This is a genomic window from Streptomyces sp. A012304, from assembly GCF_026008495.1.
Lineage (GTDB): Bacteria > Actinomycetota > Actinomycetes > Streptomycetales > Streptomycetaceae > Streptomyces.
On sequence record NZ_BQUN01000182.1, the window covers coordinates 225,111 to 248,428 of the forward strand.

The 23,318-nt window shown below is 69.5% G+C and carries 17 protein-coding genes and 7 pseudogenes; 12 read left to right on the forward strand and 12 right to left on the reverse strand.

Annotation, left to right across the window (positions count from 1 at the left end; translation table 11 throughout):
• Nucleotides 1–308: 308 nt before the first annotated feature.
• The 4 genes from ALMP_RS36940 to ALMP_RS36955 all read right to left on the reverse strand — a co-directional run bounded on the left by ALMP_RS36940 (nucleotide 309) and on the right by ALMP_RS36955 (nucleotide 2,959).
• Nucleotides 309–1,094: an SDR family NAD(P)-dependent oxidoreductase gene (locus ALMP_RS36940; protein WP_264936352.1), complete on the reverse strand. Its 786-nt coding sequence runs from the start codon at nucleotides 1,092–1,094 to the stop codon at nucleotides 309–311.
• 21 nt (nucleotides 1,095–1,115) lie between these two features.
• Nucleotides 1,116–1,649: a DinB family protein gene (locus tag ALMP_RS36945; RefSeq protein WP_264936354.1), complete on the reverse strand. Its 534-nt coding sequence runs from the start codon at nucleotides 1,647–1,649 to the stop codon at nucleotides 1,116–1,118.
• A gap of 10 nt (nucleotides 1,650–1,659) precedes the next feature.
• Nucleotides 1,660–1,941: a hypothetical protein gene (locus ALMP_RS36950; protein ID WP_264936356.1), complete on the reverse strand. Its 282-nt coding sequence runs from the start codon at nucleotides 1,939–1,941 to the stop codon at nucleotides 1,660–1,662.
• Nucleotides 1,942–2,071: 130 nt separating this feature from the next.
• A complete protein-coding gene (locus tag ALMP_RS36955; RefSeq protein ID WP_264936358.1) occupies nucleotides 2,072–2,959 on the reverse strand; it encodes a LysR family transcriptional regulator in 888 nt (295 codons plus the stop codon).
• Nucleotides 2,960–3,088: 129 nt separating this feature from the next.
• Here ALMP_RS36955 and ALMP_RS36960 point away from each other — a divergent pair, with 129 nt between their 5' ends.
• The 4 genes and pseudogenes from ALMP_RS36960 to ALMP_RS36975 all read left to right on the forward strand — a co-directional run.
• Entirely contained in the window at nucleotides 3,089–4,120 is a 1,032-nt protein-coding gene (locus ALMP_RS36960; protein WP_264936360.1) for an alcohol dehydrogenase catalytic domain-containing protein, read from the forward strand.
• Between the two features lie 147 nt (nucleotides 4,121–4,267).
• Nucleotides 4,268–5,353 (forward strand): FAD-dependent oxidoreductase, encoded by a 1,086-nt coding sequence (locus ALMP_RS36965; protein ID WP_309299583.1) that lies wholly within the window; start codon nucleotides 4,268–4,270, stop codon nucleotides 5,351–5,353.
• A gap of 24 nt (nucleotides 5,354–5,377) precedes the next feature.
• A complete protein-coding gene (locus ALMP_RS36970; RefSeq protein ID WP_264936361.1) occupies nucleotides 5,378–5,485 on the forward strand; it encodes a PLP-dependent transferase in 108 nt (35 codons plus the stop codon).
• Nucleotides 5,486–5,616: 131 nt separating this feature from the next.
• Nucleotides 5,617–6,143 (forward strand): annotated as a pseudogene (locus ALMP_RS36975) (MFS transporter); the annotation flags it as partial.
• A gap of 436 nt (nucleotides 6,144–6,579) precedes the next feature.
• Here ALMP_RS36975 and ALMP_RS36980 read toward each other — a convergent pair.
• Nucleotides 6,580–6,708 (reverse strand): hypothetical protein, encoded by a 129-nt coding sequence (locus ALMP_RS36980; protein ID WP_264936363.1) that lies wholly within the window; start codon nucleotides 6,706–6,708, stop codon nucleotides 6,580–6,582.
• A gap of 186 nt (nucleotides 6,709–6,894) precedes the next feature.
• On the opposite strand from ALMP_RS36980, the gene ALMP_RS36985 reads away from it, so the two are divergent.
• Nucleotides 6,895–10,941: a tetratricopeptide repeat protein gene (locus ALMP_RS36985; protein ID WP_264936365.1), complete on the forward strand. Its 4,047-nt coding sequence runs from the start codon at nucleotides 6,895–6,897 to the stop codon at nucleotides 10,939–10,941.
• 295 nt (nucleotides 10,942–11,236) lie between these two features.
• Here ALMP_RS36985 and ALMP_RS36990 read toward each other — a convergent pair.
• Together ALMP_RS36990 and ALMP_RS36995 are read right to left on the reverse strand one after the other, a co-directional pair.
• Nucleotides 11,237–12,038 (reverse strand): annotated as a pseudogene (locus tag ALMP_RS36990) (hypothetical protein).
• A 439-nt stretch (nucleotides 12,039–12,477) separates the two neighbouring features.
• Nucleotides 12,478–13,379 (reverse strand): annotated as a pseudogene (locus ALMP_RS36995) (IS5 family transposase).
• Nucleotides 13,380–13,489: 110 nt separating this feature from the next.
• Here ALMP_RS36995 and ALMP_RS37000 point away from each other — a divergent pair.
• Nucleotides 13,490–14,199, forward strand: a pseudogene (locus tag ALMP_RS37000) (IS5 family transposase); the annotation flags it as partial.
• A 23-nt stretch (nucleotides 14,200–14,222) separates the two neighbouring features.
• Here the strand turns inward: ALMP_RS37000 and ALMP_RS37005 are convergent.
• The 3 genes and pseudogenes from ALMP_RS37005 to ALMP_RS37015 form a co-directional block, all read right to left on the reverse strand.
• Nucleotides 14,223–14,984, reverse strand: coding sequence for a hypothetical protein (locus ALMP_RS37005; RefSeq protein ID WP_264936366.1), 762 nt, complete (start codon nucleotides 14,982–14,984; stop codon nucleotides 14,223–14,225).
• A gap of 478 nt (nucleotides 14,985–15,462) precedes the next feature.
• A pseudogene (locus ALMP_RS37010) lies at nucleotides 15,463–15,616 on the reverse strand (IS5/IS1182 family transposase); the annotation flags it as partial.
• A gap of 424 nt (nucleotides 15,617–16,040) precedes the next feature.
• Nucleotides 16,041–16,202: a hypothetical protein gene (locus tag ALMP_RS37015; protein ID WP_264936367.1), complete on the reverse strand. Its 162-nt coding sequence runs from the start codon at nucleotides 16,200–16,202 to the stop codon at nucleotides 16,041–16,043.
• A 328-nt stretch (nucleotides 16,203–16,530) separates the two neighbouring features.
• On the opposite strand from ALMP_RS37015, the gene ALMP_RS37020 reads away from it, so the two are divergent.
• The gene (locus ALMP_RS37020; RefSeq protein ID WP_264936368.1) at nucleotides 16,531–17,820 is read left to right on the forward strand and encodes a TraM recognition domain-containing protein; all 1,290 of its coding nucleotides are present in this window, start codon (nucleotides 16,531–16,533) and stop codon (nucleotides 17,818–17,820) included.
• Nucleotides 17,821–18,057: 237 nt separating this feature from the next.
• Here the strand turns inward: ALMP_RS37020 and ALMP_RS37025 are convergent, their stop codons facing one another.
• Nucleotides 18,058–18,588, reverse strand: a complete 531-nt coding sequence (locus ALMP_RS37025) for a hypothetical protein (protein WP_264936369.1) — start codon at nucleotides 18,586–18,588, stop codon at nucleotides 18,058–18,060.
• Nucleotides 18,589–18,833: 245 nt separating this feature from the next.
• Here ALMP_RS37025 and ALMP_RS37030 point away from each other — a divergent pair, with 245 nt between their 5' ends.
• Together ALMP_RS37030 and ALMP_RS37035 are read left to right on the forward strand one after the other, a co-directional pair.
• Nucleotides 18,834–19,910: a hypothetical protein gene (locus ALMP_RS37030; protein WP_264936370.1), complete on the forward strand. Its 1,077-nt coding sequence runs from the start codon at nucleotides 18,834–18,836 to the stop codon at nucleotides 19,908–19,910.
• 242 nt (nucleotides 19,911–20,152) lie between these two features.
• Nucleotides 20,153–20,488: a hypothetical protein gene (locus tag ALMP_RS37035; RefSeq protein WP_264936371.1), complete on the forward strand. Its 336-nt coding sequence runs from the start codon at nucleotides 20,153–20,155 to the stop codon at nucleotides 20,486–20,488.
• Here ALMP_RS37035 and ALMP_RS37040 read toward each other — a convergent pair.
• Nucleotides 20,485–20,637: pseudogene (locus tag ALMP_RS37040) on the reverse strand (IS5/IS1182 family transposase); the annotation flags it as partial. The gene ALMP_RS37035 and the pseudogene ALMP_RS37040 overlap by 4 nt on opposite strands.
• Before the next feature lie 66 nt (nucleotides 20,638–20,703).
• On the opposite strand from ALMP_RS37040, the pseudogene ALMP_RS37045 reads away from it, so the two are divergent.
• From ALMP_RS37045 to ALMP_RS37050, 3 genes and pseudogenes are all read left to right on the forward strand, one after another.
• Nucleotides 20,704–21,576, forward strand: a pseudogene (locus tag ALMP_RS37045) (aldehyde dehydrogenase family protein); the annotation flags it as partial.
• A 68-nt stretch (nucleotides 21,577–21,644) separates the two neighbouring features.
• On the forward strand, nucleotides 21,645–21,929 hold the full coding sequence (locus ALMP_RS44565; RefSeq protein ID WP_375803598.1) for an aldehyde dehydrogenase family protein: 285 nt from the start codon (nucleotides 21,645–21,647) through the stop codon (nucleotides 21,927–21,929).
• A gap of 61 nt (nucleotides 21,930–21,990) precedes the next feature.
• On the forward strand, nucleotides 21,991–23,097 hold the full coding sequence (locus ALMP_RS37050) for an AraC family transcriptional regulator (RefSeq protein WP_264936372.1): 1,107 nt from the start codon (nucleotides 21,991–21,993) through the stop codon (nucleotides 23,095–23,097).
• Nucleotides 23,098–23,318: the final 221 nt, after the last annotated feature.

The window sequence follows — 23,318 nt, forward strand, 5'->3', positions numbered from 1 at the left end:
ATCGCCTCGCTGCCGGACCCTCCGGTCGCGACACCCCGCGTGGTCGGTGTGGACGAATACGCCCAGCGCAAGGGCCGGATCTACGGAACTGTGCTCGTCGACGTCGAGACACGTCGCCCGGTGGAGCTAGATCCCGCCACGGTATGCCACGCTGCCCCGACGCCGGCAAGCGTGGCTCCAACCGGCCCCACTCGGCATTCGTCAGATCACCCGCCCCATGCAGGGAACAACGAGTCAGTAATCCGACAGTCGGATGAACCACCGGACAGTGCCCAGGGCCGCGGCAGCGCGTGCGGCACGGGCCAAGGTCAGTTGCGGCCGGCCATGACGCCACCGTCGATGTCCCAGACGGCTCCGGTGACCCAGTCGGTCTGGTTCGACAGGAGGAAGGCCACGGTGGCCGCGATGTCGTCGGGGGTGCCGGTGCGGCCGAGGGGGTGGAAGTCGTTGAAGCCGTCGAGCGCGGAGTCGACGTCCGACTTGGGGATGAACTCCTCGTAGATCGGGGTGCGCACGACCGCCGGGGCGACGGCGTTGACCCGGATGCCGTGCGAGGCGAGCTCCATCGCCAGGTGCTGGGTCAGGGCGTGCAGGCCGGCCTTGGCCATCGAGTACGCCGACGAGGGCGTGGCGGCGATGGCCTGGTGCGCCCACATGGAGCCGATGTTGACGACGGAACCCTTTGCCCCACGGTCGATCATGTTGCTGACGACGGTCTGGGTGATGAAGAAGAACGCGCGGTTGATGGCCTGGTAGCGGTCGTAGTCCGCGCCCGTGTGCTCCAGGAAGGACTTCGGGGCGAAGACACCGGCCGCGTTGACCAGGAGGGTGGCGTCGGCGTGGTCCTGGGTCAGCGTCTCGCGCAGGCGGTCGAGGGCCGCGGGGTCGGTCAGGTCGGCTGCGACGCCGACGGCCTTGCCGTGGATGGACAGTGCGGCCGCCGCCTCCTCGGCGCCCGCCTGCGAGCGGCCGGTCACCACCGCGGTGCCGCCGGCCTCCAGGACGTGGCGGGCGACGGCGTAGCCCATGCCGCTGGTGCCGCCGATGACGATGACCTTCTGGCCGGTGAAGTCGAGGGTAGTGGTGCTGGACATGGGGTGCTCCTGGGGTTCTGGTCAGGCGTAGGGGTTGAGGACGAGGTAGCCGTCGATGCGGCTGAGCCGGTCGGAGGCGGGATCGGGCGGCAGCGCGTGGCCGAGGTCGTCGGCACGGACCTCGCTGATCCACTGGTCGTGCTGGTACTCGTGATTGATCAGCGCCGTCAGCAAGTGGGCCCCGACGATGGTCAGTTGGGTGGGGGCGCCGACCTTGCCGGCGGCGATGGCGCCGATACGGGCGTGGACGCGTTCGGCGACGGTGTCGCGGAAGACGGTGAGCCGTTCGACCGTGGGCAGCGCGCCGCGGAACTTCTCCGGGTTCGCCGAGTCCATGAGGCCGTCCAGTTCCGGGTCGGGACTGGGCTCGGCCGCGGTGAGGTTGCGGATCATGAAGTGGGCGACGTGGGCCTGGTGGCCGAGGTGCCAGCCGATGGCGCTGGAGTCCTCGTGCGGACGCCAGGTGACCTCGTCCGGGCTGAGGTCTTTCCACAGCTCGTCGGTGTAGGCGCGGGCGCGGTCGTATTCGCGCAGCAGCGCCGTGAGCTCGTGCACGACCGGGGCCTCAGACGGTGTCGTAGACGCGCACGTCGGGGTCGGCCTTCAGCAGCGGGGACAGACCTCCGACGACGTCGCGGGAGAACAGCTCGCTCGCCAGATACGCCTGCGCGTCGGCCACGGTCCGGAAGCCGTGGAGGACCTGGACGTCCTCGTCGCGGACGAGGAGTTCCTTGCTGAGAGCGCCGGTGACGGTGTCCAGGAACGGCTGCTTGTACTTGTCGTACACGCCTGCGGCCGCGGCGCGGTGGGCCAGATCTATCTCCAGCGTGATCTCAAGATACGCCATGGTTATGCCTCGCTCGATTGACAGGGAGGGGACGGAGCGGTGAGTGCCGCAACGTGCCTGCCAAGTTAGGCATTCTCAGCAAGGTCCGGTAGAGGATCTCTCTGAATCAGGATATAAGCGATGCGTATGGCTAGCGGCGGGCGGCAGCAAGGCTGTCGGCGAGGCGGAGCAGATCCGGGCCGAGCGGGGAGTCGGCGCTCCAGACCGCTTCGAAGGAGATCTGCACCTCGCGGCCCTGGTCCACCAGAGGGCGGTGGCGGACGTCGGGCGAGGTGAGTTTGGAGCGGGGGACCATCGCCGAGCCCAGGCCGAGCTTTGTCCAGTCCTCCAGGACCCGGTAGCTGGAGGCCTCACCGGGATAGGTGTTCAAGGGCATCTCGTGCGCCCGGAAGAGCTGCGTGGTGAAGGTGGTCAGACCGCAGGTGTCCGGCACGAGGATGAACTGCTCCTTGCCGGCCTCCGTGAGTTCGACGGGGGTCGCCTCCGCCGTGCCGGGACTGACGACGACGATCGGCTCGACGTCGATGACCCGGTGCTCGAAGCGTGGCATCGCGGCCACGGCCGGGATCAGGATGATGTCGAGCTGTCCGGCCAGCAGGCACTCGCGCAGCTCCTGCATGTTCGCCTCGCGCAGCACGAGGTCCCGGGGTGTGGGGAGGCCCTGGACCATGCTGAACGCCCGGGCGACCAGGTGCGAGCCGATCAGCGGCGAGACGCCCATGCGGATCTTCTGCTCACCGGGTTCGGTCAGTCGCCTGGCCTCCGCCCCGACGGCGTCGAGCGCGGCCAGTGCGCGCTCGATCAGCGGCAGGATCCGGACGCCGAACGCGGTCTGCGTCACACCGCGCGGCGACCGTTCGAACAGCTTGTCGCCGAGGCGCTCCTCCAGCTTGGCGATCCCGTTCGACAGCGCGGGCTGCGTCACCCCATAGGCCCTCGCGGCGGCGCTGAACGACTTGGTCTCCGCGACCGCCTGCGCGTACCGCAGCCCTTCCAGATTCAGGCGATCTGTCGTCATAGCCACGGCTTATCGCTCCATTCACTGACATCCCCTACCGGGCTGAATTGCCTCTGCCTACGGTGGGCTCCTGCTGATTCAGCATAACCAGCAGCTATATGCATCGGTCGTTCGGAACGGAAAGGCACCATGTCGGACAGCGCCATGACCATGGTCGTGACCGAGGCCCGCGGGCCCCTGCACTCCGCCATGGCCGAGACGGTCCCGCCACCCGCCGGGTGGGTCCGCGTATCGGTCGTGGCGAGCGGCGTGTGCAACGCCGACATCGGAACGGCCGCGGCCACCGGCAAGGGCACCGCCTTCCCCGTCACCCCCGGCCACGAGGTCGCCGGTGTCATCGCCGAGATCGGCGATCGTGTCGAGGGCTGGGGAGTCGGCGACCGGGTGGCCGTCGGCTGGTTCGGTGGCAGCTGCGGACACTGCGAGTACTGCCGGACGGGCGATGTCGTCCACTGCGCCGAGCGGAAGATTCCCGGCCTGTCGTATCCGGGCGGGTGGGCGCAGAGCATCACCGTGCCCGCCGATGCGCTCGCCCACATCCCCGACGGCCTCGACCTCTTCGACGCCGCCCCCTTCGGCTGCGCGGGCGTGACCACCTTCAATGCGATCCGCAAGGCCGGCGTCCGAGCCGGAGGACGAGTCGCTGTCTTCGGGATCGGCGGTCTGGGGCACCTCGCCGTGCAGTTCGCGGCCAGGCTCGGATACGAGACCGTGGCCATCGCCCGCGGCAGCGACCGCGAGAAGCTCGCTCGCAGGCTCGGCGCCCACCACTACATCGACAGCGACGCCCAAGCGCCCGGAGCCGCCCTGAAGGAGCTCGGCGGCGCCGACCTCATCGTCTGCACCGCCTCCTCCACCGCCTCTGTCGATGAACTCCTCACCGGATTGGGCGTCCACGGGCAGCTCACCCTCGTCGGCGTCGACGCCGGCTCCGTCACCGTCCCGGCGGCACGGCTCGTCATGAACGGCCACACCCTCACCGGACACCTCACCGGCAGCCCGCGCGAGACGGAGGAAGCCATGGCGTTCGCCGTCACCACGGGTGTGCACCCGATGATCGAGCAGATGCCGCTGGAGAGGGCCGGCGATGCCGTCACCCGGCTGCGTTCCGGAGCTCCACGTTTCCGCATCGTCCTGGACACCGCCGCCAGCGGCGAGTAGCCAGCCCCTTAGCCGCGCCGCACGCCTCAGTCGCCCGGCGGGCAGCCTCCCTGCCCTGCTCTGACACTCCGGCTCGGAATCTCAGAAGCCCTATGCCGCAGCCACCGACGGCAGCGGGGGTTCAGCCTGCTCAGAATGGAGCCACACATGTCCCACCAGGACAGCCACGACGTCATCGTGATCGGCGCCGGCGCCTCCGGACTCGCCGCGGCCACCGCGCTGTGTGCCGCCGGCCGTGACGTCGTCGCCCTTGAGGCCCGCAACCGCATCGGCGGACGCCTGCTCTCCGCCCCTGCCGAGCACCCGGGGCGGGCCCTCGACCTAGGAGCCACCTGGTTCTGGAACGGCGAGGAGCGCGTACGAACCCTGGCCGCCCGCAGCGGCCTAGAGACCTTCGACCAGCACCTCGCCGGCGACACGATGCTCCAGGAAACCACCGGCGTACGCCGCCTCACCGGCAACCTGATCGACGCCCCCTCCCGCCGTTTCGCCGCCGGGGCCCAGAGCATCGCCGCCGCCCTCGCCGCCGCACTGCCCCCCAGGTCTCTTCAGCTGGACACGCCCGTCACCGCCATCCACCCGAACGGCCAAGACGGCCTCGACGTCCTCACCCCGGCCGGAACGCTCCACGCCGAGCACATCGTCCTGGCCGTCCCCCCGGCCCTCGCCATGGAGCGCATCGACTTCGGCGACACGCTCCCCACCGACCTCGTACGCCTCGCCCGCGCCACCCCGGTCTGGATGGGCGCCGTCGCCAAGGTCGTCGCCCACTACCCGACCGCCTTCTGGCGCGAGGACGGGCTGGCCGGTGCGGCGCTCAGCAGGACCGGCCCGCTCCAGGAGATCCATGACATGTCCGGGCCCGGCGGCGAGCCCGCCGCGCTCTTCGGGTTCGCGCCCGCCCGCACCGTCCGCCACGGCTTCGAGCAGGCCGTCACCACCCAGCTCGCCCGGCTCTTCGGCCCGCCCGCCGACTCCCCGGTGACCCTGCACGTCCAGGACTGGAGCGCAGAGCTGTGGACCGCCCCGTCCACCGTGCAACACCTCACCGACTACTCGCTCTTCGGCCACCCCCTCTACCAGCAACCACTGCTCGGTGGGCGGCTGCACTGGGCGTCGACCGAGACAGCGACCGAGTACGCCGGGCACATCGAAGGCGCCCTGGCCGCCGGCGAGAGGGCAGCGCAAACCGTCCTGGCAACTCTTGGCGCGCTTGACGCCTCGTACCTGTAAATCTCTGTACAGGGAGGCGCGCGGATGCGCGGCGGGGTCGGCATCGCCGACAGCATGGTCCGCCTGTCCGCCGGCCTCGAAGACGCCGACGACCTGATCGCCGACCTCGCCCAGGCCCTCGACGCTCGCTGACCCCGCCCCGTGCACCGGCCCGCAGCGCTGTCCAGCCGGCGCCGGGCAGATGTAACGGCCGCCCTCTGCCCAGACGGGCCGGGCCCGCCCCCCCCCGGACCCGCGCCGCTCACCCGCTCCGGAAAAGGGACATGACCAGCACCGCGCCCACCAGCACGACGGCTCCCATACCCGACCTCGCCCGGCCCCAGCCCCGGATCCTGCGCGTCCTGGTCGCCTCCCAGGTGCTCAGCGGGGCGGGGCTCGCCGCCGGTGTCACCGTCGGTGCCCTGCTGGCCCAGGACGTGCTCGGCTCCACCAGCCTCGCCGGGCTGCCCAGAGCCCCGTTCACCACCGGCTCCGTCCTCGCCGCCGCCGTCGGCCGCATCTCCCAGGCCCGCGGCCGCCGCCCCGGCCTCGCCACCGGCTACCTCACCGGCGCCATCGGCTCCGCCGGCGTCATCATCGCCGCCGTCCTGGACAACCCGGTCCTGCTGTTCATCGCCCTGTTCGCCTACGGCGCGGGCACCGCCACCAACCTCCAGCCCCGCTACGCCGGAGCCGACCTCGCCGCACCCGGCCACCGAGCCCGCGCCGTCTCCACCGTCCTGGTCGCCACCACCTCGGTGGTGTCGCCGGCCCCAACCTCGCGGCAACCATCAGGGGTCTGCCCACCGGGATCATGCCCCTCGATGGTGCGAGCACTCATCCAGGCTGGGCAGCGGCGGCGCGATGGGCGGTGCATCACCCTCTGCCACGCCGCCGGTTGGAGACGGCAGCAGCCTCGCGCGCCGCGCCGGGCCGTCCTCGACCGCTTGCGCCCGGGCGGGGCGTCGTCGCTCACTCCTGCAGAGGGCCTCATGCCCGGCGTCACGCCATTCGCCCCGCCAATGGCGGCGGATACAGGCTACTTGTGAGACGTCGGGGTCCGGGAGTGGTGGTCACTCACGCCCCCGGCTGTGCCGTTCCGCCCCCACGCCGGTTGCCGCTGTGCTGTCATGGAGGGGACTTCCTTGTGGCGTGGCTCGCGGGCCGAAGCGGGCCCGGCCGACGTCGGGGAGCCACCGACGCCCCGTCACGAGCGGAGCGTCGGCGGGCTCGATGGCTGCAGGACCTCAGCGTGAGAAGTGGTCGAGCAGCCAGGTGACCACGGCACGGACGGTGCCGCTGACAGCGGCACCGAGCACGGTCGTCGTCCAGGGCATCTCTCCCCGGCGAGGCCGGCGGGTACGGGGCCTGCTCATCGTTCTCCTTCCGGCTGGACACAGATGGGTGGTGTCGGCCGACAGGAAGACGATCCAGGAGACGGCACCGGCAGCGGGCTCGGCCGGACGATCCCGTACGACACGAGCGATCGGCCCTGGTCGCACGGAGGGCGGTTGCGCGCCGCTCTGGACGATTCTGAACGGCTCATGGTGGGGGTGGCCGACATGACGGTATGGGACGAAGCCCGCAAGCGCTTCGCGAGCTGCCTCGCGGAAGTGCACCGCGCCGCGAACAGTCCTTCGTTGGCGGAGCTGGCGAAGGAGGGCGGCAAGCGGAGCAGGAAGGTGAAACTGCACCGCTCCACGGTGAGCGTCCTTCTCAGGGCCGAGTTCGTGAAACCGCCGGACTGGGACCTGGTCGATCTCTTCGTCAGGACCTGCGAAGCGATCGCCAAGGCCCAGCCGATCCCCCCGATCTCCGAGCTCTTCGAAATGACCTTGTGGAAGAGCCGCCATGCTGCTCTGGAGCAGGTGTGGGACCTGGTCTGGGAAGCGGAGAACCAAGACCCCGCTGACCTGCGACCTTTCCCACCGAAGGTCGCGCAGCCGCTGGCGGCGGATGTGCGCGGACAGCCGAGTCAACTGCTGCTGGCCCGGCACGAGGTGGTGCCGTTCACCGGCCGCGCAGACGACCTCGCCGCGCTGGCCGCCTGGCGGGACGGCACCGCGCAGGACGGCCGCCCGATAGCCGCCTCGGCCGCGTTGCTGCACGGCTTCGGCGGGCAGGGCAAGACCCGGCTGGCCACCGAACTGGCCCGCCGTAGCGCCGAGCTGGGATGGAAAGTGTGGCAGGCCGTCCGGGCGGACAAAGCCGCAGCCGACACCGACTGCGGCAGGCGGTCGGGCCGCCGCGCGCTGGTGGTGGTCGATTACGCCGAACGCTGGCCCGCGCGGGAGCTGGAGCTGCTGCTGGAGAGACTGGCCGACCATCGCGGGGAGACGCTCCGGGTGCTCCTCATCGCCCGATCAACGAGCTGGTGGTCCTATCTGCTCGACGACCTGAGGAAATGGGGCTTCGCTCACCACGAGTACCCGTTGCGGCCGCTTCTCGACACGGACATCGACGCGCGACGACAGACCTTCACGGCTGCACGGGAACGCTTCGCCGACGCTCTCGGACTGCCCGCGGAGGACGCCGGGTCCCTCGCGGTGCCCGGGGATCTGTCCCATGCCGCCTACGGACTGACGCTGACCGTGCACATGGCCGCACTGGTGGCGGTGGACGCCCGGATCCGTGGTGAAGAACCGCCACGGGACCCGGGCGCCCTGTCGGCGTACCTGCTGGAGCGTGAGCGCGGCCACTGGTCGAAGCTGGAGCAGCGCAAGCCTTCCTGCGCCGCACCCGCGGAGGTCATGGCCCAGACCGTGTACACCGCCACCCTCACCGGGCCCAGGGACCACCGGACGGCGGTCGCCGCGCTGAAGTCCGCCGAGGTGGAGAATGACGCGTCGCATCCGCAGGTGCTGCGGGAACACGCCGCTTGTTATCCGCCCGACGACCCGAGGACGTACCTGGAACCGCTCTGCCCCGACCGGCTCGGTGAGGACTTCGTCGCCCTCAGCACCCCCGGGCCCGTCGACAGCCATCTGGCGAGCACCTGGGCCGAGCAGGCGGCGGCTCGTCTCCTCGGTGTCGCAGCGCCCACCCCTTCCGGCTCCCTAGCTCCGGCGTGGAGCCGGCACGTCCTCACCCAGTTGATCAACGCCGCAGCCCGCTGGCCGCATCTCGCTGCCGGTGAACTGGCCCCCCTGGCCACCGAGCACCCCGACCTCATGCTTCGCGCGGGCAACGCCGCCCTGACCACGCTGGCCTGTATCGAACAGATCCCCCTCGAAGCGCTGGAGGCCATCGAGGATGCCGCTCCCCGGCGGGATCCCGACCTCGACGTGGGGATCGCCGACATCGCCGAGCGCTTCTGCACCGAACGGATCGAATCCGCCTCCGATCCTGCCGTCAAGGCTGTCCTGTACGCGAAGATGGCCGGACGTCTATCGAACTCAGGTCGGCACGAGGAGGCCCTCAGAGCGGCCGCGGATGCGGTGCGGCTCCGTCGCGACCTGGCAGACGGCGGCGACGTGGAAGCGGTGGCCGAACTCGCGTGGGCGCTGAACGGTCTGAGCAACGAGCTGCATCTCACCGGAAGTCACCAGGCCGCGCTGGCATCGGCCGAGGCTGCCGTGGTGCTCTTCACCAAGATCGTCGCCCAAGGGCATCCGGCGAAGGTCGCGAATCTCGCGGTCGCCTTCAACACCCTGTCTCTGCGTCTCGACCAGCAGGGCCGCACCGCCGAGGGTCTTGAGCTGCTGCAGAGCGCGGTACAGATCACCCGGTACACGGCCGAGGTCAGCCCCGCGGACTTCCGTTCCGACCTGGCCGGAATGCTGCACAACCTGGGATGCCAGCTCTCCAGGGTCGACCGGTACCGCGAGGCCCACGCCGCGGAATCCGAAGCGGTGTCCCTCTTCGAGAAGTTGGCGGAGCAGGCGCCCGAGGCACACCTCGACAACCTGGCCAACGCGCTCGACGGCCTGGCGATCGCCCTGCGCGGCGAAGGGCGTCACCAGGAGGCTCTCCAGACGGGTGATAAGGCGGTCGGCCTTCTGCGCGCCGGTGCGGAGAAGAACCCCGAAGCCTGGGGGCCTTGGCTGGCCAACGCCTTGCTGCACCTCGGTGACGGTTATGGCGAGGCGGGGCAACTGCAGGAAGCCGTACGGAACTGCGGCGCATCCGTCGACATGTCCCGGGAACTCGCGGGCACACGACGGGCCGCCCATCTGCCGTTGCTCGCTCGTTCGGTGATGAATCTGGGTATCTGGCTCGGCAGGTCCGGATCACCCCACCAGGCCGTTCCCCGTTCCGAGGAGGCCGTCGGGCTGTTTCGGGAACTGGTCGAGCACGGCTTCGACAACCACCTGCCGGATCTCGCGGACTCGTTGCTCAATCTGAGCCTCACCCTGTCGGCGACGAACCGGACCGAGGAGTGCGTGGCTGCTGCCGAGGAAGCCGTCGCACTGTACCGGCGGCTGGGCCCGGCCAGTCCCGTGGTGTACCGCCGCAAACTCGCCATGGCATTGGTGAACTTGGGGAACGGACATGCGCAGCATGACGATCCGGCCGCAGCCGTGGCGTGCCTGCGGGAGGCGGTCGATCTGGCCCGCGAGGCAGCCGAGGCGGACCCCGTCGCGGGCCTGCCTATCCTGGCCGACGCCCTCACCAACCTGGGGCGCGAGTACGGCAGGGCGGGAATGCGGACGCCGTCCCTCTCCCGGGTACGGGAGGCCGTCGGCATCCGCCGATCCCTGGCAAGGACCGATCCGGCCGTGCATGAACCGAACCTGGCGGCGGCACTCGTGATCCTCTCCGACGCGCTGAGCGAGGTGGGGCACCATGAAGAGGCGATCGCACAGGGAACACAGGCCGTCGCCATCCTGCAGCGGCTCTCCGCGGCCGCTCCGGCGGCCCACCGACTCCGCCTGGCGCTCGCACTCAGAAGCCTCAGGGGGCCTCTAACGGCACTCCATCGCCTTGACCGGGCCATCGAGGCCGGGGAGCAGGAGGCCGACGTATGGCGGTCCCTTGCGCAGAGCGACGAGGGATACGGATTCGAGCTGGGGGTGAGCCTGGAGATGCTCGGCCGACTGCTGACGGTGACCGGCCGGCACGAGGAGATGCTCCGCACCTACGAAGAGGTCGTGGCTCTCTGGCGGCGCCTCAGTCCCCCGGACGCCGATCAGCTAGTGGCCCTCTCCCTCATCAACCTCACGCAGGCACTGGCCGGGCTAGGCCGGTACGAGGACGTCCGCGCCACAGGAGAGGAGGCCGTCTCGATCCTGCGACGGCTCGCCGAGGAGGACCCGGCCGCCCACCGGCCGACGGTCGTCATGGGACTGCTCCAGGGACTCGTGCTGCCGCTGGCACGCTCGGACCACTGGCAACTGGCCGAGCAGCACCTGCGGGAGGCCGTCGACCTGCAACGGCAGCTCACCCGGGAAAACCCGGCCGCCCACCAGCCCGTGCTTGCGGATCTGCTGATGAACGCGGTGCGGGTGCGGATGAGTCGGAGGCACGGTCTGCAGGACGCGCTGGCCGCGGCGGAGGAGGCCGTGGAGATCTACGGCACTCTGGCCGCAGGGAGCGCAGTCGAGTTCCGCGCCCGACTGGACGAGGCACTGCGGCTACGGGACTACCTGCGAGCCGCTCTCCCGCGGTGATCCGCCGTGCCCTCAACCGACCGTGTCCCGTTGCGGTGGGTGACCGCGGATGCGTCTACGGTCCGGCAAACGCCAGCGGTCGGAGCCGCAGCAGGCGGATGTCCTTGCGGGTGCGTCGCCGGACTGGCCGGGAGGGATGGCGCACGCGAGCGGCCGTCAGTCGTCAGGCGGATCTTCGTCGTCGGGCCGCGTCGCACCGTCCGAGGGCAAGGGCGGCCGGCTCGCCGGCCGGGACCGCTTTTGACGAGCCCCGGCGGCGTACTGGTGAGGGCGGACGATGGTGGAGCAGCGTCTTTCACAGCCGGTCGGTGGGGGCCGAAGGGTGGGTCCGAGCGGCTTCTAGGAGTTGAGCGGCGCCCCGGACGGCCGCGGTGTGCGGGAGGGCACAGGCTTGGCGGGGGTGTGCAGTCGGGAGGCGAGGCGGTAGGTGATGTCGGGGCGCAGTGCGGCTCCTCCGGCCAGGAGCCCCCTTGCTGCACGGCGTCGTGCGTCTGCATGCCGGTGTCTTCCTCCAGCATCGCGTCACATCGCGACGACCACGTCGGTGATGTGCGTGGGCGGGGTGAGGTTGTCCAGGTCGGTGGTGCCCAGGGCAGTGCGGCGGGCGTCGGTCACCGTGCCGTCGGCGAGCAGGACGGCCTCGGTGACGTGGGCGCCGATGTCCACCACGAGCAGGGGCCGGGTCAGGTCGGCGCCGGCGGCCGTGGCCACGGCCCGCGCGGCGGGGACGGTCAGCACGGTGTGCGGCCGAAGTGGCTCCAGCGCGGCGTGGGCCTCGGTACGGAATGCGATTCGGCCCAGGACGGGTGTGGTCAGGACGATCAGGCGGCTGCCGTAGCGCGGCAGGCGGTCGCCCAGCAGCCGGTCGAGCATCCGCGCAGTGGCCCCGGTCTCGACGATAGTGCCGCATTGGATGGGGTGGAGGGCGCCGTCGCCGGGAAAGGTCACGATGGGTACGTCGAGGATGGTTCTGCGACCGGACACCCAGGCACGGGTGCGGGCGCTGCGAGGTCAAAGGCGATGCCCGAACAGCGGCGGCTCAAAGGCCAGGGCCGGTTGGAGCCACGTCCTTTTCGGCTCCGGGGTGCTGTGGTCATCGTCCGGCCTTCATGACCTGGTCGGCGGCGGGCGCGGCAGCGGGCTTGCGGCGCGCTCTTCGTACGGTTGCGGGCGAGGGGTTCGCGGCACAGGTGGCCGGCGCCGTGGGTGCCGTGGCCCATCCGCGGCAGGGCCGCTTCGACGTAGGCGGGGAACCCGCTGGATGGTGTCCTTCTGCGCCGACATCAGATGTTCCGCCGCGTCCGGCCCGGCCTCGGCCATGGTCCGTAGCTGCACCAGGCGGGTCTTGCGCGCGTGCTCCAGGCGCTGGCTGGCCTCGTGTGCCGCCAGCCGCTCAGGGCCGGCTCCGGCCTGGGGCGTGTCCAGCGACATGGCAGTTCCTTTTCTCGGGCAAGACGAGTGGTGGGGCAGGGGCCCGCCGAAGACAGATCCGGCTCGGCACAGTGGGTGGGGACCCACGGAGGACGAGTCATGCCCTCACCGTGGCCGATACGCCGTGGGAAAGCCATGGGGCGCAGTACCCATCTGCTGGCACGCGAAGGACCACTGTGGGTTACTGGCCCTAGCAAAGCCTCTGGACGTGGCGGTGGTGATCAGGCAGGCGGCGAGGCCGAGGAAGGCCTCATGGATGTCGGCGCGTCGTTCCCACCGGATCCGTAAGCGGCGGAAGCCGTGCAGCCAGGAGATCGTCCGCTCGACGACCCAGTGGAAGGTGCCCAGGCCGGTGCCGTGGGGTTGTCCCCGCTCGGCGATCGCGGGCTGGATGCCGCGCTGCCGCAGCAGACGGCGGTACTTGTCGTGGTCGTAGCCGCGGTCCGCGAAGAGCATGTCGGGCCGCCTGCGCGGTCGGCCGACCACCCCAGCGACGGGTGGAATCTTGTCCAGCAGCGGCAGCAGTCGGGTGACGTCGTTGCGGTTTCCACCGGTCAGCGACACCGCGAGCGGGATCCCTTGGCCGTCGGTGATGACGTGGTGTTTGCTGCCCGGCCGTGCGCGGTCGACCGGGCTGGGCCCGCTTTTGGGCCCCCGCGTGCAGCCCGGACGTGGGAGGAGTCGATCACCGCCCGCGACCAGTCCAGCTGGTTCTTCGACCGCAGCCTGTTCAGCAGCAGCTGGTGGAGCTGATCCCAGACGCCTGCCTCGTTCCAAGCGGCAAGGCGGCGCCAGCAGGTCATGCCCGAACCGAAGCCGAGCTCCTGGGGGAGGTACTCCCACTGGATGCCGGTGTGCAGAACGAACAGGATGCCGCACAGGGCCTGCCGGTCCGGCACCCGCGGCCGGCCCTCGACCTGCTTCGGAGGCGGTTCTGGCAGCAACGGCTCAATGCGCGACCACAGTTCGTCCGACACGATCCACGGCCGCGACTGACGCTTCCCCATGCCCTCATCAACGAACGATCAAGCTGACAGTCACATGATCAACCGCTTTTGTTAGAGCCAGTTAGTAGGACTCCGTTAGGTCTGTCTTGATCTTGGTGTTGTCCTGCCTTGACAAGATGCTGCAACTGCTGCGCTTCGGCTGCTCCTACGAGGCGATCGCCGACACGACCTGCTCGGCCACCACCATCCGCAACCGCCGTGACGAGCGGATCCGTCTCGGCGTCTTCGCCCAGCTCAAGCAGATCACGATCCAGTCCTACGACCGGATCGTCGGACTCGTCCTCGACCAGATCGCCATCGACGGCTCCATCACCAAAGCCCCCGGCGGTGGCGAGGCCGCCGGACGCTCACCGGTCGACCACGGCAAACAGGGCTTGAAACGCTCGGGCATGGCGGATGGTTACGGAATCCCACTCGGCCGGGTCCTGGCCGGAGCGAACCGCCACGACTCCCCGCTGCTGGCCCCGACCCTGGACCTCCTGGACGACCTCGGGCCGCTGCCCGACGACATCACCGTCCATCTGGACGCCGGCTACGCCTCGGACAAGACCCGCGCCGAACTGGCGGCACGCAACCTGCGCGGCCACATCGCCCTGCAAGGGCGAGAAGGCGCCCATCCAGGCAGGCCAGCGGTGGCACGTCGAGCGCACGCACGCCTGGCAGAACGCCTTCCCCCGCCTTGCCCGCTGCTACGAACGCCGGGCCGCAGTCATCGAACGCCTTCTTCGATCTCGCGGACACAATCATCACCGCCCGTAGCCTGATCCGCCGCGTGTGGACCACCCACCGCTGGGACGACCGCCCGAACCGCCGCCCATGAGTACATGCCTCCTGCGCGAGCTCTCAGTCTGCGATCTTCACCCACGTCAGGTAGGAGCGCGTTCCCACGAAGTCCGCTTTCTGGATCGTGGAACCGTTCAGGCCGTCGCCGGGGCCGCCGCCGTGCAAGGTCGCCTGCACGCGGACCGTCTTCGACCCCTGCGCCGCGGACACGGTGACGAGTCCGGACAGGGGGGTCGGACCGTGCTGGCAATGCTGGAATCGGGTTTCGGGTGATGTCGAGAACTGGTGCTGGGAGGACTGGCGGGGCCCGAGTTCGACGGAGCCGGACGCCAGGTCGATCAGACGAACTTCGGTCCACAGGTTCGTAGAACTCCCGTAGTCGAGGGTCGCGCAGATCGTCGTGTCGATGTCGCCGGTCACCAGGTATGTACCGGGATCGGGAAGCGTGACCTCCAATGCCGTGTCCGCCCACGTCTGACTGGTGCGGGTCGGCAGCAGGTCAACGTCGGTGACCGGGCCGGCCTCGCCGCGAAGAGGCGTCAGGTACGCCTTGACCGTATAGGTTTGCGGGCATGCGTCCGCAGCCGGGGCCGTCACGATGACGTCGACCGACTGCAGGTCGTCGACGATGCGGCCTGGCGCCGGGCCCGAGGTTCCCGCGACGCTGGTCTTGGGAACGAGCATGCCCTGCTGAGTACAGGTCAGTGCGTTGCACTCGTCCGGGGCGATGATTGGCGTGGCGATGAGCGGGTCGGGGGGCGTGGCGTTCCCGGTGAGCGCGATGCAATCGCTGTCCTCGAACCTCCGGGGGGGTACGGTCATGTCGGATCACTCCTGGACGGCGTGTTGGCGGGTGGAGTCACCGCAGAGTCATGCTCATGCCAGATCTCGGTGACTGGGGGCTTTCTTGCGCCTGAGCCGCCTGGGGATGTCCACCCTCGTTGCAGCTCGACCCCTGGGGCGCAAATTCCCTCGCCGGGCAACTACCCAGGTGGCCTACCGGATAGTGAAAATAAAACCCATTTGGGTGAGAAGAGTGATAATCGGACGAATGGTTCGCTGGTCATTGGCGGCGGAGGCAGCAGCCCAGGCAGGCTTGCCCCTCGGACCCGGAGGAGCGGGCGGAGGTGGCGGCGGTGCTATCCATTGCACGCTGAATACCAGGCCCGGCGAGTCCATGTGCCACCGCTGGCTTGCCTGGATGGGCGCCTTCTCGCCCTTGCGGGCGATGTGGCCGCGCAGGTTGCGTGCGACCAGTTCGGCGTGGGTCTTTCCGAGGTGGCGTCCTTTTGCTGCTGGGTCGGGAAGTGGTGGCCGAGCCGGTCGTGTCGGCGATCGCCTCGTAGGAGCAGCCGAAGCGCAGCAGTTGCAGCATCTTGTTCCGGCCGCTCGGGCAGCAGGGCTGCGAACTGGTCCCAGAGCGGATCGGTCAGCCATGATGGCAGGACGGGCACAGATCTCCCCAGTGATCACAGAGCGTCGCAACTCCATGATCACCGGGAACTGTGCCCCTTCTGTTCCCAGGGGCCCCTGCCGAGCCTATCCGCGCGACCTCTTAGCCCCTCGTGCCGGCGCTCCTGCCATCCGCAGATGACCCACTTGTTCAGCAGTTCCTGAAGCTGGGCCAGGCTCCAGCACGCATCCTCCTGCGCGGCCGCGCCCCGATGGGAGACATCCGAGCCGGTGTGGCCTGGCAGGTATTGGCTGAACCCATCGGCGATGGCGCGGAGGGTCCGTTCCATGTTTCCCTTCGCTGGGCCGTTCGCCGGCGGCACCGGCTGCACCGAGACTCCCCAGGCTCTCGCACGCGGAGACGAACGGTCTTCGGCGTGATCACCGGCCGTGCGGCCGCCTGCTCCAGCCGAGTGTCCAACGCGTTCAGCCGCTCATAAGGGTGACGGATCGCTGCATGGACAGCGCCTTGTCCCAGCTTGGCCGCATCGCCGTCGGCACCACCATCTGCCCCAGCAGCATCGCCGCGTCCACCGACGTCGTGCCCACCGGGCGCAGCAGCGCGGCGCAGATGCTGCGTGTCGCCACGTCCAGCGCGATGTTGTGGTGGTGGTTGTGGGTTGGCCGTTGAGCGCTTCGAGGCTGGAGGGACCAGGGTGGTGGCTTCAGAGGCGTCGGCTGTCTGTCTGGTTGGTCGATGCGGGTGATGTTGTGGGTGGCCTTCAAGGCTTCGTGGAGGCGGGCGTTGTCCAGGGCGAGGCGTTGGATGTGGGCTGCTGCGGATCCTCTACGCCAACGGACCCGTCCTCGCCGAACAGGTCGACAGCAGCGTCAACATCGCCGAGGAATCCCAGAGCGGCGTCTACCAGAACGCCCGCACCGCCCTGTCCGCGCTGCGGGATGAGAAGGTGCTGGCGTGGGCCACACCCCGGACGAGCGCCGCCCCCGGTTCAACCCCGAGCACTTCGCCACCAGTAAGGACACGCTGTACCTGCTGAGCAAGAAGGGCGGCCCCACCAGCGCTCTCGTCGCCGCCCTCGCCGACGCCGTGTTCACCGCGGCCGCCGAAGCGGGGGAGCGGGCCGGTGGCCGCCTGCCCGAGCCGATGCGCGCCGTGCTCGACGAGGCTGCCACCATCTGCAAGATCGCCGACCTGCCCGACCTCTACAGCCACCTCGGTTCGCGCGGGGGCACCCCGCTCGTCATCCTGCAGAGCTACCGCCAGGGCGTGAAGGCATGGGGCGAGGTCGGCATGGACGCCATGTGGAGCGCCGCCACCAAGAAGGTGATCGGCGTCGGCCTGGACGACGCGAAGTTCGCCGCCGACATCTCCAGCCTGGTCGGCGCCCACTTCGTCCACCGCGGCTCGTACTCCAAAAGCAAGGACGGCTACTCCCGCTCCGCCGCCGAACAGCGCGAGCAGATCATGGACCCTGCCGAGATCCGCGCCATGCGCAAGGGCACCGCCCTGCTGCTGGCCACCGGCATGCCCGTCGCCCAGATCGCCTACGCCCTTGGTGCGAGGAGGAGGCGATGGCCCACATCGGCCCCTAGATGGAGGCCGAGGAAGCCGCCATTACCAAGCGCGCCGTCGCCGCCTACCAAGAGAAGGAGGCCGCCTGCCGTGCCCGATGACTCCAACTTCGAGGTCCCGGTCGGCCTGTTCCAGGACGTCGAGGACCTCAAGGCCCAAGTCGCCCGCCTGGCCGCCGAGGTCACCGGGCTCACCGGGCTCACCGAGGCTGCCGCCGAAGGCGAGGCGCCGACGGACGACACGACAGACACTGGCGAGACGCCGGGGGAGGCCGGCGAGGAGGAGCGGACGTTCCCGCCGTTCATCCTCCTCCTGGACGCGCCGGAGTACGACGACGGGCTGCGCGCCTTGGTCGAGTGGGTCGAAGGCGTCCTCGTGCCCGGATACCTCGCGGAACCCTCATCCGACGCCCGCTGGTGCGCCATGTGGTTCGAGCACCCCGTCGCCGTCGCCCGCCTCCACGCCTGTTGGCTCGCCTGGCAGGAGCTCACCGACCCCGCTACCTCCGGCTACACGGGCCCCAGCGTGTGGCACCGGGACCACCTCGGCCCCTGCCTGCGCGAACTACGCGCCCCCAGCGGTCCCTTCGCCGGGTGCGTGAAGGGCGAGCACCAGATCGACCACCGCCTGCCTGACCTGGTGCCCAGCGCCTGGCGCAGCCAGAACGACTGAGATGGAACGTTGACCGCCTTGTGGGCTGCTGGTCTCCGCGATGATTGACCACCGCTGATACCGGCAGCCTTGCCTGTGATGGCTGTCTGGAAGCCCACCCAAGGACGAGAGCCGTCCCCAGCCCGGCCGTGAACAGCGGGATCAGAGCCCACGCGTAACTCAGTGCCGGGTTCATCCTTCCGGCCGGGAGAGCGCCAGCGCTTCTGCCAGCCCCTCGCAACCCCGGCGCCCGGCTGATCAGCTTGCGGGCTCGCGACGAGCGCGCTGCCATGCAGCCTCAAAGTCGTCAGGGCCGATCTCCATGGACACCCACTGCGGATCATGAAGGTCGAAGGGCGGGTTGAACGGCCAGTCCTCGGCAGTCGTCCTGATCGCATCACCGTCGGGCCGGCTCTCGACCTGCCGCAATCGCCGTCCGTCCGGGCCGAATTCCATCAGCAAGACCTCTTCCTCACCGTCTTCCTGCCAGCGCAAGTACACGCGCTCCCGTCCCGCCAGGACACCGAATCCAGGCTGACCACGCTGGGCATCCCGCTTCGCACGAAGGCTGGACAGCGGATTCGGATCCGGGGCGTCAAGATGAACCTCCTCCAAGTCCCACGTCTCGGCCCGCACTACGTCTTCCGGGTCCGTGATCACCTCTACCTCGGCGCACGCACTGACGATCGCTTCCGCCGAGTCTGCCCACACCCACCACCAAAGACCCCCCATCCCATAGTCGTGAAGGACCAGAAACCGCGTCTTCCCGCTTTCACCCTGTTGGCTCACAGCCCGTGAGTCTATGTCGCGCCAGGACCAGCCCGAGCCTCCGATGGTCCTACCGTGATCGGCAGCCGCCCCTGGATTCCGCAGAAGCCAGATGCACTGAGATTCCCAAGGCGAGCCGGTCTCACCCCATCTGGCAGACCCACAGCTCAGCGCAAGATCCACAGCCAAGTCCATTGCGACGGGACAGCGGTGGCGCGGGTTGAGGCGGCAAGGGCCTGTCAGTGGCTGGTGGCAGGATCACCGGCATGGTTTTCGTACGTACTACTCCGCCGCGTCCTGTCGAGGTGACCTCGGTCTTTCCCGAGCTGGCCCCGTTGGCGCGACCTGCCATCCGGCTGCATCCACGTCCGGGGTCGCCTTCGGTCGGGGACAGCTCGGTCGGCGGGCCGTTGCTGTGGCCGGCGGGGGAGCCATGGCCGCACTGCGAAGACGCGCACCTGCACGTGGACACTGGGTTCCGCCAGTCACCTACCGAAGTGCGGCTCCAGAGACGCTTGCAGTCCCGGTGGCGCCCTGATGACCGGCCTCCCGCGTTCACGCCCGAGGAGGAGGCGCTCAAGGAACGCAATGCCGCACGGCTCGCTGAACGGCTTGACGCCGGCCCTCCCTGGCCCGCCGAATGCCCGGTCCCGATGTTGCCCGTGGCTCAGCTGTTCCTGCGTGACATACCCCTGTTGCGGCCGCCCGGGCAGGCCGATCTGCTTCAGATTCTGTGGTGCCCGTACGAACACGAACCGGATTACAAGCCGTCGACCGCACTGTTCTGGCGGTCGGCCGCAGAGGTCGGCGACATCCTCACCACACCACCGGAACCGTACGAGGCTGACTATCCGGGTTATGTGCCAGAGCCGTGCGTGCTGGCGCCAGAAGCGTTCACCGAGTACCCCAACAGCCTGGATCTGAGCCCGGAGCTGCAGCGGATGCTGGAGGACTGGAACAGGTGGCAGGCAGCCGGCGCCAGCGTGGACAGCTCCTACGCGCAGTATCCGCGCGACTTCTATTCCATCCATCTGGGCAACGCACCCGGCTGGAAGGTCGGCGGCTGGCCCCCTTGGGGCCGCACCGACCCGAACCCCCAGTTCTGCGCTGTGTGCGAGGCGCGGATGGTGCCGCTGCTGACGATCGCTTCCCGGGAGTGGGACGGCGGCGAAGGTCACAGCTGGGCGCCGCAGGAAGACCAGGCTGCCGCCCTCGCCGGCTCCTCCTACGCGGGCCAGAACCCCTCACAGCCGACGAGGGTAGAAGTAGGCAGCACGGACAACATGCAGATCTACGTCTGCCCGACCTCCCCTGAACATCCACACACAGACCTGATCCAATGAACTGTCGGCCTGTCACACACCCTCCTGTCAACGGGGACAGAAATGCTGCCGAGTCAGGGCGTGTGACGAACCGCTTGCCTCACCGGTGACAACCAGGCTGCTTCGTCCGGTCGACATCGCAGGTCAACGGACGCCGATGGTGACAACTATCGTGCCTCGGCTTAAAACTCCTATGGAATGCCTTACGTGGTCTTGAGGCCCACGCCGGGGCCGTGAGCGAACGCGGTTGCTAGTGTCCGGACGTGACCCTGACGGACCTCAACAACGGCTTTCGTGATGACGAGCAGCGGCGGCGCGTCCAGAGGGTCATTCATGATCGCCTCGCAGACGACCGTGACCCGCAGGAATGCCGCTTCCTCATGCGGTTCTGGTGGCAGCTGCTCATGTCGTACCAAGAGGTGTCGATGGACGAGCTCAGACGGAACGTCGGTAAGCCGAAACTGGACGTGATCGAGGCGCTGATCAGCGCCATCAGGTCGTCCCATGCCGAGATCGATGCCTGGATTGCCACCACACAGCACGTCTTCCCGGTGATCCAGGATCGAGGCTTCAGGGCCGCCCAGGACAACGACAGTTAACGGGGCCGTAGCTTCTTCAGTCGTCGCCAGCAGATGATGCTGCAAGCGAGGCTGAGGAAGGCTTCGTGGATGTCGTCGCGGATCTCCCAGCGGATCCGCAGGCGGCGGAACCAGTGCAGGTGGGCGAACGCGCGCTCCACGACCCAACGTTGGGGTAGTGGGCGGCTCGGCCGCCCCGCGAGCGGGCCGCGGTCCTGTTGCGCCTCGCCGAACTGATGGAGCGCGACGCCGAGATCCTGGCCCGCCTGGACTGCGAGGACGCGGGCAAACCCATCACGGAGTGCCGTACCGGCGATGTGCCGGGCGCGATCGAGTCGATCCGCTGGTTCGCGGAGGCGGCCGACAAGGTCTTCGGCCGCACCGCCCCCACCAGCCACGACCACCTGGGTCTGATGAGCCGGGAACCCGTCGGAGCGGTCGCCGCAGTCCTCCCCTGGAACTACCCGCTCGCCATGGCCGCCTGGAAGATCGGGCCCGCCCTCGCCGCGGGCAACAGCCTGCTGCTCAAGCCCGCCGAGGCGACCCCGCGCTCGGCCCTCCACGTGGCCCGGCTGGCGACGGAGGCGGGACTGCCGGACGGCACCCTCGCCGTGCTGCCCGGCTACGGCGCGGAAACCGGCCGGGCGCTCGCCCGCCACCCCGGGATCGGCGCGCTGTCGTTCACCGGCTCGACGGCGACCGGACGGCGGATCCTGGCCGACGCCGCGGAGACCAACTTCAAGCGGGTCTCCCTGGAGATGGGCGGCAAGAGCCCCCAGGTGCTGATGCCGGACGCGCTCGAGTTCGGCGTCGACCTCATCGACGACATGATCGCGGCCGCGTTCCTGACGATGGGCCAGAACTGCACGGCCGGCTCCCGGATCCTGGTCCACGAGGACATCGCCGCCCAGGTCGTCGCACGGTTCACGGCCGCCGCCGGTGCCCTGGTCATCGGCGACCCCGCCAAGCCGGACACCCGCATGGGACCGCTGATCAGCACTGCGGCGCGAGACCGGGTCGCCCGCGCCGTGGACGAGGCGGTCGCGGCCGGTGCCGTGGCTCACACCGCCGGGTTGCCGGCGGGCCTGCACCCGCACGGGGCTTACTACCCGCCCACCGTCGTCGTCGGCGCCCCCGACGGCAGCCGGGTCCTCACCGAGGAACTGTTCGGGGCCCCGTGGTCACCGTCCAGACCTTCGCCTGCGAGCAGGAGGCGATCCGGACGGCGAACGCCACCCCTTACGGCCTTGCCGCCTCGTTGTGGACCCATGACCTCGACACCGCCTTCCGCCTCGCCCGCGGCATCCAGGCCGGAGTGGTCTCCGTCAACTCCTACAGCGAGGGCGACATCACCGCCCCCTTCGGTGGCTGGAAACAGTCCGGATTCGGCGGGGCGGAGCGGTCCACCGACGCCTTCGCGCAGTGGACCAGGGAGAAGACCGTCTGGATCCGTACCCGCTAGCGCGGCCGAAACCGGACGCAGATGCCTAAAGTGGTCGCCAGTACGGCCCTGGAGAGAAGTCATGACCGAGGCAACCCGTCCGGAGAACGGCACCACTCGCAGCACGTCGGCGACGATCTCCCCGAACATTTTGCGCTACCTGGTCCAGATCACCGAGGAGTACGGAGTCGACCTGCAGCCGGAACTGGCCCAGGTCGGTCTCACCGAGACCCTGATGCGCTCGGCGGCCCTGCGCGTCTCCTACCGCCAGGGCAGTGCCGTCATCCGGCGCGCTGTCGAACTCACCGGGGACGAGAACCTGGGCCTGCGGGTCGGAGCGGCGCAGCACCTCACCGCCTGGGGGCTGCTGGGCTTCGCCATGCTCGCCAGCGACACCCTCCAGGCCGCCATCGAGGCGGGAGTACGCTTCCAGAACGTGTCCGGGGCAATGACGGTCTGGTCGGCGGGCCGGGAGGGCTCCGACTACGTGGTCCGAGCCGACCTCCCGGACTCGGTGGTCGACCCGAACGTCGCCGTCTTCCTTGTCGAGGAGGCGTTCTCGAGCGTCGTCACCCTGGGCCGCCTCGCCGCCGACGCCGGCCTCGCACCCCAGGAGGTCCACTTCGCCTTCGCCGCCCCGCGCGACGTCCAGCCCTTCCGCGACCTCTTCCGCTGCCCCCTGCACTTCGGCGCCTCCCGCAACCGGCTGGTGGTACCGCAGGCATGGATCAACCGGCCGATGCCGGGCCGCGATCCGGTCACCTACGCCTCGACCCTCGAACTCCTCGAAGGGCAGATGGCCTCCCGCCGTCGTCAGCAGGACCTGCTGGAGGTCCTGGAGATCTCCGTCGCGCAGAGCCTCCCGGTCGTCCCCTCCTTCTCCGAGCAGGCCCGCAGACACGCGTCGAGCGAGCGGACGTTGCGCCGCCGCCTGGCCGACTGCGGCACCTCCTACGAGGCGATCGTCGAGGGCGTCCGCCGTGAGCGCGTCGAACAGCTCCTACACCGCCCTCACCTCACCCTCCGCGAGGTGACCCGCCAGGCGGGCTTCTCCGACGAACGCGCCCTGCGCCGGGCTGTCCGCCGCTGGCACGGCATGGCACCGTTGCAGCTGCGCGAGGGCTTCTCTTCGGAGACGGCGGGAACAACGCCGAGTCAGGGGCGCGGGGAACGACGCGACCAGCCGTAACCGGACCCGTAGCCGCCCCCGCACCAGCGAACCCCCACGCTCGAAGGCGGTCTGGGCCGTGGCCGGCCACAGGCGTGGTCGGACATCTCCTCGGACGCCTTGCCGATCGTGAGTCCGGACCCCCCTCCATCGAGGAGAACACCACCGGCGGCGCGATTCCGGATCAACAGGCGCTCCGGTTACTGGGGACGGACGTCTTGCGCGCGCTGGACCCTCGGGTC

What these genes read in the sequence shown, in the direction of transcription:
- ALMP_RS36940 (WP_264936352.1), bottom strand. Translation starts at nt 1,094, where the DNA reads ATGTCCAGCACCACTACCCTCGACTTCACCGGCCAGAAGGTCATCGTC.
- ALMP_RS36950 (WP_264936356.1), bottom strand. Translation starts at nt 1,941, where the DNA reads ATGGCGTATCTTGAGATCACGCTGGAGATAGATCTGGCCCACCGCGCC.
- ALMP_RS36955 (WP_264936358.1), bottom strand. Translation starts at nt 2,959, where the DNA reads ATGACGACAGATCGCCTGAATCTGGAAGGGCTGCGGTACGCGCAGGCG.
- ALMP_RS36960 (WP_264936360.1), top strand. Translation starts at nt 3,089, where the DNA reads ATGTCGGACAGCGCCATGACCATGGTCGTGACCGAGGCCCGCGGGCCC.
- ALMP_RS36965 (WP_309299583.1), top strand. Translation starts at nt 4,268, where the DNA reads ATGTCCCACCAGGACAGCCACGACGTCATCGTGATCGGCGCCGGCGCC.
- ALMP_RS36970 (WP_264936361.1), top strand. Translation starts at nt 5,378, where the DNA reads ATGCGCGGCGGGGTCGGCATCGCCGACAGCATGGTCCGCCTGTCCGCC.
- ALMP_RS36980 (WP_264936363.1), bottom strand. Translation starts at nt 6,708, where the DNA reads ATGAGCAGGCCCCGTACCCGCCGGCCTCGCCGGGGAGAGATGCCCTGG.
- ALMP_RS36985 (WP_264936365.1), top strand. Translation starts at nt 6,895, where the DNA reads ATGACGGTATGGGACGAAGCCCGCAAGCGCTTCGCGAGCTGCCTCGCG.
- ALMP_RS37005 (WP_264936366.1), bottom strand. Translation starts at nt 14,984, where the DNA reads ATGACCGTACCCCCCCGGAGGTTCGAGGACAGCGATTGCATCGCGCTC.
- ALMP_RS37030 (WP_264936370.1), top strand. Translation starts at nt 18,834, where the DNA reads ATGGTTTTCGTACGTACTACTCCGCCGCGTCCTGTCGAGGTGACCTCG.
- ALMP_RS37050 (WP_264936372.1), top strand. Translation starts at nt 21,991, where the DNA reads ATGACCGAGGCAACCCGTCCGGAGAACGGCACCACTCGCAGCACGTCG.